This window comes from Actinomadura citrea, assembly GCF_013409045.1.
GTDB lineage: Bacteria > Actinomycetota > Actinomycetes > Streptosporangiales > Streptosporangiaceae > Spirillospora > Spirillospora citrea.
The window spans coordinates 1,828,387-1,840,628 of record NZ_JACCBT010000001.1; the positions used below are offsets into that span (position 1 = coordinate 1,828,387).

A 12,242-nucleotide genomic window follows, 5' to 3' on the forward strand; every position below is an offset into this window, starting at 1 on the left:
CTTGATTGCGTAGCGAGAGCCGTGACGGTCACTCGCGGGATCTACCGTCCGGGCGCGGCCGCGGGCGGCAACTCCTGGGGCGTGAGGGGCGCGGACGAGTACCGGCCTCCACCTGTGAGGGTGAAGGCCGGTCGGTTCGCCGTTGCCCGGACGCCGCGTCGCCTCGGAAGGCGGCTCGGCCGGGCGGTCAGGAGGCGGCGGGGTAGTCGAGTTCGTACTCGGCCACCACGCACTTCCCGTCCTTGGTGGAGATGGCCCCGTACCGGGACAGCTCCTTGCGGATCAGCGCCAGCCCTCGGCCGTTGAGGGCGGAACCGTCATCGAGGCTGCGAGCCCAGTCCGGCGGTGTCGGGTTGGGGTCGTAGACCTCGATGCGGAGGTAGTACGACGACCTCCCGCGCCTGATGCCGGCCAGCCTCAGGACCACGTCCTCGGGGAACGTGTCCATGGTCCGGATCTCCTCGTCGGTCAGGCCCAGCCCGTGCCGGTAGGCGTTGGTGACGAGTTCGGTCACGCCGAGCTGCGCCAGGGTCGCCTTGTCCGGCTGGCCGGAGAGGAGATTCCCCACCAGCCTGCGGGATGCCGCGGGCCCGGGGCCGAACCTGGTGTGCCAGGAGCTCACGCGCGTGAAGCCCTGGTCGGAGTCCTCATACATGAGGCCCCTCCTTCGGAATCTGATTTGGATGGACTGCGAGTTCTCGGAGATCTCGCGGGGTTGACCGTCCTCGCACGGTCGTACCGGGCAAGGCGCCCGCCGGGGCCGAACCTGTCCGACACGTCCGGCCGGGCCGTGGCGAGCAGAGCGGACCTGCGGCGGTCTCGTCTTCGTCCGGCGTGGTCGGTGCGCCGATCGGAACCGGTTGCGCCTTCGGCCGGTTTCCGGACGGATTCTCAGTGTGTTCTACCGTCGGAGTCCCGGGCTGGGTTGCTTCGGGCTGATAGCCCGCATCATTCTTCTCGTGATGATGGGCATCGTGCTGATCATCTGCGTGGCCAACCGTTCCTGGCTGCAGGCGAAGGCCGTGAACGCGATCTACGAGAACCGGCCCCAGATCCATGCCGGCAAGTACTTCGAGCCCGGCGCCACCGCGGTGGAGGACGGTGTACGGCAGACGGCCGTACTGATCAAGGACAAGCCGTACGTCCGCGTGACCTCACCGCCCGACGAATGGCGCGAGAAGCACGAGGACGCCAAGTGCAAAGGCCGTGTCTGCACGGCCCCCGCGACCCATGAGTCCTTCACCGGTGGCGGCGCGATCGATATCGGCAGCGTGCTCGCCGGACTGCTGCTGTGCTATTTCATCTGGCTTCTCATCAACGGCGATGACGACTACGACGACCGTTACGACCGTCGTTATGACCGTCGTTATTACCGCCGCTGACCATCGCCCTGACCGAACGCGGCCCTGACCGGCCGCCGCCGGCCGAGGGTCAGCCGCAGAGCTTCCGGCCGGCCTTGACGCCTCCGCCGATCTTGTTGATGGCGGGCGGCGCGAGGCGCACCCCGTTCGCTCCGATGACGAGCCGGACGCCGTCCCGCGGACCGGCGGTGTCGGAGGTGAGCTGCGCGTCCGGGACGTCCCGCGCGAGCGCCGACGCCTGCGCCTCCGCGGCCGGCGCGTAGACGAGGCGGGTCTCCGGCGCCGCGGCGGTCTTCTCGACCTTCTTCGCCACCGTGAACCCGCGCTGCCGGAGCTGCTTCACGACCCGTTTCACCTGCGCGTCCCGGGCGCCCGCGTCGACCACGGTGACGTGCACCTTGCCGGGCGGGGGCGGCACCGGTCGCGCCGGGGCGGGCTTGACCGGCTCGGCGGGCAGCTCGTCGTCATGCCGGATCGCCTCGAACAGCGGCTTCGCGAGCTCCCCGTTCCACTGGACGCGGTTCGGGTCCGGCGCGTACCCCTCCACGGGGACGGTGACGAACCGCACCTGGCCGGCGCTCATCCCCTTCAGCCCGTCCGCCAGCTTCCGCATCCCCGCCAGATCCAGGTCGTCGTCGGTCGTCATCGACTTGGTCGCGGCCTTGAGGAACTTGTACGTCTTCGCGGGATCGGTGAGGACGGACCCGCTGGTGGCCTTGTCGACGACCGCCGCCATGAACTTCTGCTGCCGTTCGATGCGCTCCAGGTCCGAGCCGTCACCGAGCGAGTAGCGCGCGCGCACGTAGCCGAGCGCATCGTCCCCCTTCACGGTCTGCTTCCCGGCCTTCAGGTAGAGCTCGGCCCTCGGGTCCCTCACGGGCTTGTCGACGCAGATCTCGACGCCGCCCAGGGCGTCCACCATCCGCTTGAACCCGGCGAAGTCCACCTGCACGAAATGGTCGATGTGGATGCCGGTGAGCGACTCCAGCGTCTTCCACGTGCACGTCGGCCCCGCATAGGCGAACGCCGCGTTCAGCATCCCGAACTGTGCCGGGACGGTGCCGCCCTTCTCCTTCTTGCATGCCGGCATCTTCACCATGGAGTCGCGCGGAAAGCTGATCCCGACCGCCTGGTCCCGGTTCGGCGAGAGATGCAGCAGGATCGTGGTGTCCGACCGTGCCCCGGCCATCCCGGGCACCGCGTACTCCGAGTTCTCGCCCTCCCGCGTGTCGGACCCGATGAGGAGGATGTTGAGCGACTTGTTCAGCTTCTTCGGCCGGTTCGTGCCGAGCTTGTCGCTGACGTGCTTCTGCTCGATCCCGCCGACGAGGTCGTGATAGAGCCACGCCGCGCCGCCCCCCGCGGCCAGCAGCAGCGCGACCGCGACGACCGCGACCCGGCGCAGCCCCTTCCGCCGTCCGCCACGCCGCCGGGCTCTGGCGGCGGTCCCGGAGGGCGCGGCGTCGTCCGGCCCGTCATCGTCCGCCGCCTCGCCGGCCGCGGCCGACTCCTCGTCGCCGGTCACCGTCTTGTCCCCGGTCACCGTCTCTTCCGGCGCTTCGGCGTCGCCGTCGCCGTCCTGTCCGGACGCGTGCGGGCCGGCTGCCGCCTCGGCGTCCGCGGGGCCGTCGGTCTCGTCGCCGCTCTCCTCGGCCGCCGTGCCGCTGGGCGCGGCGGCCGTTTCGCCGTCACCGGGTTCGGGCCCACCGGTGGTCGACGCCTCTCCGGCGTCCGGGGAACCTGGGGCGGTGTCGCCGGCCGTCTCCGGGGCCGCCGGCGGTCGGCGGGCGGCCTCGTCCCCCGCGAGGTCGTCGCGGCGCGGGTCTTTGTCGCTCATCGGTCCCGTCTAGGGGGCGGGCCCTGGGGAGGGCACGTGGTCTGCGTGATCGGTCAGTCTAGGGAGGCCGCCGTCCAGGGGCGTCCGTAACTCCTGGTGTTAGATGCGCAGAACACCCGTTCTGTTGACATGTGTGCGGAAATCTGGCAACCGGGGGCGGGTGGTCTTCCGTACGATCGGTGCCGTGAACTCGGGGTGGGTGATCGGCGGGCGGTTCACCATGCTCGACCGGATCGGGGCGGGAGGAACCAGCCGTGTGTGGCGCGCCTACGACCACGCGGAGGGGCGGTACTGCGCGGCCAAGCTCGTCCGGCAGCCGGGTCCCACGTCGATGCTGCGGGTCGTCCGGGAAAGGGCGCTGCGCATGGCGCACCCCCATGTGCTGACGCCCTACGCCTCGTGCACGGCGTACGACGATGTGCTCCTCGCCATGGACCTCGTGCGCGGGGGCTCGCTGGAGACGCTCCTCGGGGACTACGGCAGGCTCCCGCCCGGGTACGCGGCCGAGGTCCTGGACCAGTTGCTGGCCGCGCTGAGCCACATCCACGGTGCCGGGGTGGTCCACCGGGACGTCAAGCCCGCGAACCTGCTGCTGGAACCGAGTCCGGTCGGGGCGCCGCACGTGCGGCTGGCCGACTTCGGGATCGCGCTGGGGGAGGCCGACCAGCGCTTCACCACCACCGGCTTCGCCGTCGGGACGCCGGGATACCTCGCGCCCGAGGTGCTCGACTGGGACCGGCCCGGCCCCCGGCAGGACCTGTACGCCGCCGGCATGGTCGCCTGGCGGATGCTGACCGGCGCCGGGGACCCCGAGCCGCGCCAGCGGATCGGCGCGCCGCCCCCCGGTGTGCCGCCCCTGCTGTGGGCGGTGGTCGCCCACCTGTGCGCGGCCGACCCGGGGCGACGTCCCGCCCACGCCGACGCGGCGCGCGGGGCGCTGGCCGCGTGCCGGCTGGAACTGCGCTTCCCCGTCCGCACGCTGGACGGCGAGCCCCTGCAGATCTTCGACCACCTGGGCCCGCCGCCCGCGCCCGCCTGAGTCACCGGGCGGCCGAGATGACCACGCGGCGGTTCTTGGCGCGCCCTTCGGGGTCGTCGGAACCGTCCGGCTCGGTGTTGGGATAAGCCGGTTTCGTCTCGCCGTAGCCGGTGGCCCTGAGGCGGGACCGGGCGATGCCGCCCTCGGCGGCCAGCCAGTCGACGATGGCCTGCGCGCGGCGCAGGGAGAGGGCCTGGTTGGACGCCGTGTCGCCCTTGCCGTCGGTGTGGCCGTCGACCTGGACGGCCGCGCCGGCCGGGACCTCCCGGCCCAGCGACTCGACGATCTTCTTCAGCTCGGCCGCCGCGGCGGGCTTGATCTCGGCCGCGCCGAAGTCGAAGAGGACGTCCGCCTCGATGTTGTAGGCGATGCTGTCATCGCCCTTGATGACCTGCCCGGGCCCGGCCACATACGACTTGAGGGTGGCCCCGGGGACGCTGACGCCCGGGACGGAGACGCCCGGGACGGAGACGCCGGGCACGGAGACCTGCGGCAGGCATTCGTTGTTGTCGTTGCAGGTACGCGGGCGGTAGAGGCTGCTCCGGTAGGCCGAGGCACGGTACAGGCTGGCGCGGTAGAGCGACGCCCTGTACACCGAGCTGACGTACTCGCCCTCCTTCGACGGCTTGCTCTGGCAGACCTCCGCGCCGGTGACCGCCTGCTGGCTGACCGCCGTGCTCGACACGGCCGCCTGCTCGACCGGCGGAGCGTCGATGCCGGGGGCCCTGACCCCGGGAATCCGCACGGCGGGGATCGTCACGCCGGGGATGGAGGCCCCGGGAATGGCGACCGCCCCGAGGCAGCCGCCCGGGGCGGGCCTGTGCTCGACGCACTGCGCCGGGACCCGCTGGGCGGGGAGATCCACGCCCGGGATCGTCACGGCCGGGATCTTCTGGCCGCCGATCACGGCCTCCGGGATCCGCACCGGCTCGCTGTGCACGGCCGGGATCTCGACCGCCTTGATCAGCCGGCCGCCGCCGGGGCAGCTCGACGGCTCCGGCGCGGGCACGGTCGCCGCGGGCGACTCCGGCGCGCCGCCCGTGCGGTCATGCCCGCCCCCGGCTCGCTCCGGTCGCCCCTCGCCGCCGCACGCGGCCAGGGACAGACCCGCGGCCAGGACGACGGCGGAGGCTCGCGACGCTCGCCGCACGATGGTCAGCCCTTCTCGTAGGTGATCTCGACGCGGCGGTTCTTGGCGCGACCCGCGGGGTCGTCCTTGCCGCCCTGCTCGTTGGGGACGACGGGCTTGGTCTCGCCGTAGCCCCTGGCCTCGATCTGCGGGCTCGTCCCGGTCAGGGCGTTCGCCAGCTCGGCCTTGACCGCTTCGGCCCGCTGCTCGGAGAGCGCGAGGTTGTAGGCGGAGTCGCCGATGGAGTCGGAGTGCCCCGACACCTGGACGGCGCCCCGGGCGCCGCGCAGGCGGGGAGCCAGCTCGGCGATGCGGCGGCGGGCGGCGCCGGTGAGCGTCGCCTTGCCGAAGTCGAACAGGACGTCCGCCGAGATGCGGACGGTGACCTGCCCTCCGTCGCCCTCTTCCTCCTCCAGGGGGATGACCGCCTGCTGCAGGTCGATGCCGTACACGGAGGCGCCGGTCTCGATGGAATGGACGCTCTCCGCCAGGTTCTGGTCCGGCACTCCGGGGTCGGCTCCCGCCACGGCCGGGACGGCGAGCACGAGGGCCAGGACCCCCGCGAGGACGGCCGGCCGGCGCAGGCGGCTCACCGTTCGACCGGGATGTCGCGGAACGTGGGCCACGTGCCGATCTGCACGTCGACGGTCTTCACGTTCTCGGGCGGGGCGGCGAAGGTGAAGTAGAACGGAGTGACCTGGTCGTTGGTCATGTGGGTGAAGATGTCGTCGGTCTCCAGTTCCTTGCCGCCGGTGTCCTTCACCACGACGTACCGCTTGAGGTTGACCGGGTCGATCAGCGAGGTGCCGAGGCCGTGTTCGCCGTTGAGGCCGTAGGCGTTGATGCGCGTCGGCCCGCCGGGGGGGACGTGCGGGGTGAGCTGCATGGTGAGGGTGGCCAGCCTCCCCCTCGTCTTGAGGCCCATGACGGCGATGTCGATCTTGGCGCCCTGCGCCAGGGGGCTGTCGAAGGTGCCCTTCACCAGTGGCTTGGAGGCGTTGTCGAAGCTCGCCCTGCCCACCGAACCCTCGGCCTTCTTACCGCCGGACGGGGACGAGGGGGAGTTCGAGGACGAGCCCGTCCCGGGCAGCGAGCAGCCGGCCAGGCCGCCGGTGAGGAGCAGGGCCGTCGCGGTGGCGGCGGCCAGGCGATGTGCCAGACCCATCGTCGTTCCTTTCGATCTGTCACATATGCAAATGCTGTTGTTCGTGGCACCATGGCGTCATGCGCCGCAGTTCCATGTGCGGTCGCGAATCTATCGTTTGCATCTGTGAATCGTCAAGGGGGTCTGCGGGTGAGCGTCGCCGAGGACACGATCGCCCGGAACCGCGCGCTGCAGGCCGAGTGGTACGGGGAGCCGCTCGGCGACCGCGTCCGGCCGCTGCTCGGCCGCCTCGGGATGTCGCAGTCGGGGCTCGCCGGCGTGCTCGGGCTGTCGGCGCCGATGCTCTCCCAGCTCATGTCGGGCCAGCGCGCCAAGATCAGCAACCCGGCCGTCCTGCACCGCCTGATGGCGGTCGAGGACCTCGTCGCCGGGCCCGGCTTCGACGCGCTGACCGCCGCCGGGCTCCAGGCGCGCCTGGAGGGGATCAAGGGGGAGTCCGCGGCCACCACGTCGGGGATGCGCGGGGCGGTCTCCGGCCGTGTTCCGACCGGTCCCGTGCCGGCGGGTCCCGAAGGCGCGGCGGAACGCGCGGCGGCCGAGCCGGCGCGGCTCGTCCAGGCCCTGCTGCGTGAGGTTGCGTCCGCCGCCGAGATCGAAGCGGCCGCCGGGCTCGTCGCCGACCGCTTCCCCGACCTCGCCGAGGTGCTGCGGGTGTACGGCACCGGCCGCACGAGCGAGGCCGAGGCGCATTTCGCCCGGACGGTGCTGAAGCAGACGCCGGACGACCGGACGGTCATGCCCGAGCGGTCTCGTCTCGATTCACTTTGATCATAACGACTGGTTATGGCTCCCGGGAGCCGTGAAAGGGCGCTGAGCGGGCTAAAGTCTGTGGTCAGGGTCACATGCGGGTCTGCCTGTTATGTATGTCACAGCTCCTGGCGGGTGGCGTAGGGTCGCTTCGCTGGAAGCGCACACAAGGCGTCACCGCCCGCATGCGGCACGGTCTCCGGCCGCCGCGCGCGGCCCGGCCGGGGACGCCCTGTCGTCGGCCGCGGCGCGACGGCCGCATGGTGCGCGCGGACCGTGGTACGGGGACACGACGACCCGAGCTCAGGAGAGCGATCGATGACCACTGTGGAGGCGCCGGCCAAGTCGCGCGCCCAGATCAAGGAACGCACCCTCCGCAAGGACAACTGGCGCCTGTATCCGGTCACGACCTTCGTGATCTTCACGGCATGGGTGGTGTACGCGACCGTCCGGGCCTTCTGGGGCGCGGCCTTCTACGTCCCGGAGTTCCACTACCTGACGCCGTTCTACTCCCCGTGCCTGAACGAGATCTGCAACAACGTCACGGTGGACGGGCACACGGGCGACGCGGCGGAGTTCGGGACCTTCCTGCCGGCGGCCACCCGCGGCTGGATCCCCTTCGCGGCGATCTCGCTGCCGTTCCTGCTGCTCTTCCGGCTGACGTGCTACTACTACCGCAAGGCCTACTACCGCTCGTTCTGGGCGTCGCCGTCCGCGTGCGCCGTCCGCGAGCCGCACGGCAAGTACACCGGTGAGCGCCGCTTCCCCCTGATCGGCCAGAACCTGCACCGGTACTTCTGGCTCGCCGCCTTCGCCATCTCCCTCATCAACACCTGGGACGCGGTCCGCGCCTTCCACGGCAAGGACGGCGGGTTCGGCATCGGGCTCGGCACGATCATCCTGGTCGCGAACGTGGTCCTGCTCTGGCTGTACACGCTGTCGTGCCACTCGTGCCGGCATGTGGTCGGCGGCCGGCTGAAGAACTTCTCCAAGCACCCCTTCCGCTACCGGATGTGGGGCTGGGTGTCCAAGATCAACCAGCGCCACGGGATGTACGCCCTGATCACCCTGGGCTCGCTGGTGGTGGCCGACCTGTACGTCGCGCTGGTCGCCAGCAACACCATCTCCGACCTGCGCATCTTCAACTGAGGCCAAGGAATCATGACTGAGATCGAGAGGCACCTCTACGACGTCGTGGTGATCGGCGCGGGCGGCGCCGGGCTGCGCGCGGCGATCGAGGCGCGCCTCCAGGGCAAGAAGACCGCGATCATCTCCAAGTCGCTGTTCGGCAAGGCCCACACGGTGATGGCCGAGGGCGGGGCCGCCGCGGCGATGGGCAACGTCAACGCCAACGACAACTGGATGGTCCACTTCCGCGACACCATGCGCGGCGGCAAGTTCATGAACAGCTGGCGGATGGCGGAGCTGCACGCCAAGGAGGCCCCGGAGCGCATCTGGGAGCTGGAGCTGTGGGGCGCGCTGTTCGACCGCACCAAGGACGGCAAGATCAGCCAGCGGAACTTCGGCGGGCACGAGTACCCGCGGCTGGCGCACGTCGGCGACCGGACGGGCCTGGAGCTGATCCGCACCGCCCAGCAGAAGATCGTCGCCCTCCAGCAGGAGGACCACGCCGAGCACGGCGACTACGAGGCCAGGCTGAAGGTCTGGTCCGAGACGACGGTCACGCGGCTGCTGAAGGATCCCGACGGCAGGATCTGCGGCGCGTTCGGCTATGTCCGGGAGACCGGCAGGTTCGTCGTGTTCGAGGCCCCCGCGGTGGTGCTGGCGACCGGCGGCATCGGCAAGGCGTTCAAGGTCACGTCCAACTCCTGGGAGTACACCGGGGACGGGCACGCGCTGGCCCTGCTCTCGGGCGGATCGCTGCTGAACATGGAGTTCGTCCAGTTCCACCCCACGGGGATGGTCTGGCCGCCGTCCGTCAAGGGCATCCTCGTGACGGAGTCGGTGCGCGGCGACCGCGGCGTGCTGCGCAACTCCGAGGGCAAGCGGTTCATGTTCGACTACATCCCCGAGGTCTTCAAGAACCAGTACGCCACCACCGAGGAGGAGGGCGACCGCTGGTACGACGACCCCGACAACAACAAGCGCCCCCCTGAGCTGCTGCCGCGCGACGAGGTGGCGCGCGCGATCAACTCGGAGGTCAAGGCGGGACGGGGATCGCCGCACGGCGGGGTCTTCCTCACCGTCGTCGACCGGATGCCGGGCGGCGCCGCCGAGATCGTCAAGCGGCTGCCGTCGATGTACCACCAGTTCAAGGAGCTGGCGGACGTCGACATCACCAAGGAGCCGATGGAGGTCGGCCCCACCTGCCACTACGTGATGGGCGGGGTGGAGGTCGAGCCCGACACCGGCGCCGCCAAGGTGCCCGGCCTGTTCGCGGCGGGTGAGGTCTCCGGCGGCATGCACGGCTCGAACCGGCTCGGCGGCAACTCGCTGTCGGACCTCCTGGTGTTCGGCCGCCGCGCCGGGCTGGGAGCGTCGGAGTACGTGGACGCCCTCCCCGCGCGTCCCGCCGTCCCCGACGCCGAGATCGAGGCGGCGACGGCCGAGGCGATGGCCCCGTTCGAGCGGGAGGGCGGCGAGAACCCCTACGCCGTCCACGCCGAGCTGCAGCAGACGATGAACGAGCTGGTCGGCATCATCCGCAAGGAAGAGGAGCTGCAGCAGGCGATCGCGTCGCTCGGCAAGCTCCGCGAGCGGGTCGCGAACGTCAGCGTCGATCCCGTCGCGGTCGGCGACGGGCGCGGCTACCACCCGGGCTGGCACCTCGCGCTGGACCTGCGCAACATGCTGCTGGTGTCCGAGGCGGTCGCGAAGGCGGCGCTGGAGCGCCAGGAGAGCCGCGGCGGCCACACCCGCGACGACTACCCGGGCATGTCGGCGGAGTGGCGGAAGATCAACCTGGTCTGCTCGCTGGCCGGCGACCCGTCGTCCCCGCACGTCGAGCTGAGGCGCCAGCCGCTCACGCCGATGCGGACGGACCTGCTCGAACTGTTCGACAACGACGAGCTGAAGAAGTACCTGACCGCCGAGGAGCTGCCGACGGCCCCCGCCGAGCAGGCGTCCGCCGGCGATGCGAAGGACGCGCCGGAGCCGGACGCGGCCGCCGCCGACGCCGCGGAGAACGAGGAGGACGGCCGATGAGCTACGAGGCGAAGTTCAAGGTCTGGCGCGGCGACGACGGCACGGGCGAGCTCACCGACTACACCGTCGAGGTGAACGAGGGCGAGGTCGTCCTCGACATCATCCACCGGCTGCAGGCCACGCAGGCACCCGACCTCGCCGTCCGGTGGAACTGCAAGGCCGGCAAGTGCGGCTCGTGCTCCGCGGAGATCAACGGCATGCCGCGGCTGCTGTGCATGACCCGGATGTCGACCTTCGACCCGGAGGAGACGATCACCGTCACCCCGGTCCGCACGTTCCCGGTCATCCGCGACCTGGTCACGGACGTGTCGTACAACTACCAGAAGGCGCGGGAGGTCCCCTCGTTCGACCCGGGCGACGCCAAGCCGGGCGAGCTGCGCATGCAGCAGGTGGACGTCGAGCGCTCGCAGGAGTTCCGCAAGTGCATCGAGTGCTTCCTGTGCCAGAACGTGTGCCACGTCATCCGTGACCACGAGGAGAACAAGCCCGAGTACGCGGGCCCGCGCTACCTGATGCGGATCGCGGAGCTGGAGATGCACCCGGCGGACCAGGCCGACCGGCGCAACATCGCCCAGGACGACCACGGTCTCGGCTTCTGCAACATCACCAAGTGCTGCACCGAGGTCTGCCCGGAGCACATCAAGATCACCGACAACGCGCTGATCCCGATGAAGGAACGGGTCGTCGGCCGCAAGTACGACCCGCTGGTGTGGCTCGGCAGCAAGCTCGGCATCGTGCGCAAGGGCGAGGACACCCCGTCCGCCTGACCCGCCCGCACGGCTTTTCGCGAACGCCCCCCGTCGCCCCGCGCGACGGGGGGCGTTCGCGTTTCCGCCGCTTCCCGTCACGGGACGCCGTTCTGGCAGGCGACGCTCCGTGGCCCGGCGGGCGGCGCGCCCCCGGCCCGCCGCCCGCCGTTCCGCCGTTCCCCGTGAACGCCGTGGACGCCGGGACGACTCCGGCCGTGCACGCCGCGTCCAACACTGGCGCACCCTCGAATGTTCGAGTAGGGATAAGTGCACACAACGCGTGATTGAACCGTGATTCTTTCCCGGGAGGCGGGAACGCTCCAGGCCCTTTAGCGTTGTGGGCATGAGCGCCCTCGAAGGTTCGTTCCTCGGCGATCTCACCCCGGTGGAACGCGAGGAGCTGGCGGCCCGCGGCCGCGTCCGCGACTTCGACCGAGGGGAGACCCTCTTCGTCGAGGGGGAGGACCCCGGCTGGGTGGCGGTCCTGTTGCGGGGCCGGGTCAAGGCGTGCTCCTACCGGGAGTTCGGCGGCGAGACCATCCTGGCGGTGCGCGGTCCGGGGGCGCTGCTCGGCGAGGTCGCCGCGATCGACGGGCTGCCCCGCTCGGCGACGGTCATCGCGCTCGAACCGGTGGGGGCGCTCGCGGTCACGGCCGACGAGTTCATGGCGTTCTTACAGGTGCACGGCCGCGTCTCCGTCCTCATCATGCGGATGCTGTGCCAGCGCTGGCGCGACGCCGACCGCAAGCGCGTCGAGTTCGGCATGTTCGACGCGACGGGGCGGGTCGCGCAGCGCCTCGTCGAGCTGGCGGAGCGGTTCGGCGTGCCCTACGACCGCCGGACGGGCGCGGCGGGCGGCGACAGCGTCCAGATCACGCTGAACCTGTCGCAGGAAGAGCTGGCGGGCTGGGTGGGCGCGTCCCGCGAGGCGGTCAGCAAGGCACTGCGCACGCTGCGCCGGCACGGCTGGATAGAGACGGGCCGCCGCCGCCTCATCGTCCACGACCTCCAGGCCCTACGCCGCCACGCGCGCTGACCCGCGACCGAGCG

Annotated in this window: 12 protein-coding genes; 7 read left to right on the top strand and 5 right to left on the bottom strand. The window is 71.1% G+C overall.

The window, feature by feature from the left end; genetic code table 11:
• Positions 1-187: 187 nt before the first annotated feature.
• The gene (locus BJ999_RS08730) at positions 188-655 is read right to left on the bottom strand and encodes an ATP-binding protein (protein ID WP_179832819.1); all 468 of its coding nucleotides are present in this window, start codon (positions 653-655) and stop codon (positions 188-190) included.
• Between the two features lie 304 nt (positions 656-959).
• Here BJ999_RS08730 and BJ999_RS08735 point away from each other — a divergent pair, with 304 nt between their 5' ends.
• The gene (locus BJ999_RS08735; protein WP_179832820.1) at positions 960-1,382 is read left to right on the top strand and encodes a hypothetical protein; all 423 of its coding nucleotides are present in this window, start codon (positions 960-962) and stop codon (positions 1,380-1,382) included.
• A gap of 49 nt (positions 1,383-1,431) precedes the next feature.
• On the opposite strand, the gene BJ999_RS08740 is transcribed toward BJ999_RS08735, so the two are convergent.
• Positions 1,432-3,198, bottom strand: coding sequence for an LCP family protein (locus BJ999_RS08740; RefSeq protein WP_179832821.1), 1,767 nt, complete (start codon positions 3,196-3,198; stop codon positions 1,432-1,434).
• 184 nt (positions 3,199-3,382) lie between these two features.
• On the opposite strand from BJ999_RS08740, the gene BJ999_RS08745 reads away from it, so the two are divergent.
• Entirely contained in the window at positions 3,383-4,237 is an 855-nt protein-coding gene (locus BJ999_RS08745; RefSeq protein WP_179832822.1) for a serine/threonine-protein kinase, read from the top strand.
• A 1-nt stretch (position 4,238) separates the two neighbouring features.
• On the opposite strand, the gene BJ999_RS43460 is transcribed toward BJ999_RS08745, so the two are convergent.
• The 3 genes from BJ999_RS43460 to BJ999_RS08760 are packed head-to-tail and all read right to left on the bottom strand — an operon-like array spanning position 4,239 to position 6,531.
• Positions 4,239-5,387, bottom strand: coding sequence for an OmpA family protein (locus BJ999_RS43460; protein WP_179832823.1), 1,149 nt, complete (start codon positions 5,385-5,387; stop codon positions 4,239-4,241).
• A gap of 5 nt (positions 5,388-5,392) precedes the next feature.
• A complete protein-coding gene (locus tag BJ999_RS08755; protein WP_179832824.1) occupies positions 5,393-5,959 on the bottom strand; it encodes an OmpA family protein in 567 nt (188 codons plus the stop codon).
• On the bottom strand, positions 5,956-6,531 hold the full coding sequence (locus tag BJ999_RS08760; RefSeq protein ID WP_179832825.1) for a hypothetical protein: 576 nt from the start codon (positions 6,529-6,531) through the stop codon (positions 5,956-5,958). The genes BJ999_RS08755 and BJ999_RS08760 overlap by 4 nt, the downstream gene beginning before the upstream one ends.
• Before the next feature lie 129 nt (positions 6,532-6,660).
• Between BJ999_RS08760 and BJ999_RS08765 the strand changes: the two genes are divergently transcribed.
• The 5 genes from BJ999_RS08765 (at position 6,661) to BJ999_RS08785 (ending at position 12,228) form a co-directional block, all read left to right on the top strand.
• Positions 6,661-7,299, top strand: coding sequence for a helix-turn-helix domain-containing protein (locus BJ999_RS08765; protein ID WP_179832826.1), 639 nt, complete (start codon positions 6,661-6,663; stop codon positions 7,297-7,299).
• A gap of 297 nt (positions 7,300-7,596) precedes the next feature.
• Complete coding sequence (locus tag BJ999_RS08770; protein ID WP_179832827.1) at positions 7,597-8,427, top strand: hypothetical protein; 831 nt, start codon at positions 7,597-7,599, stop codon at positions 8,425-8,427.
• Between the two features lie 12 nt (positions 8,428-8,439).
• Positions 8,440-10,443 carry a fumarate reductase/succinate dehydrogenase flavoprotein subunit gene (locus tag BJ999_RS08775; RefSeq protein WP_179832828.1) on the top strand — a complete coding sequence of 668 codons (2,004 nt, stop codon included), beginning with the start codon at positions 8,440-8,442 and terminating at the stop codon, positions 10,441-10,443.
• A complete protein-coding gene (locus BJ999_RS08780) occupies positions 10,440-11,210 on the top strand; it encodes a succinate dehydrogenase/fumarate reductase iron-sulfur subunit (protein WP_179832829.1) in 771 nt (256 codons plus the stop codon). Before BJ999_RS08775 ends, BJ999_RS08780 begins: the two co-directional genes overlap by 4 nt.
• Positions 11,211-11,535: 325 nt before the next feature.
• Positions 11,536-12,228 carry a Crp/Fnr family transcriptional regulator gene (locus BJ999_RS08785; RefSeq protein ID WP_179832830.1) on the top strand — a complete coding sequence of 231 codons (693 nt, stop codon included), beginning with the start codon at positions 11,536-11,538 and terminating at the stop codon, positions 12,226-12,228.
• The last annotated feature ends 14 nt before the right edge of the window (positions 12,229-12,242 follow it).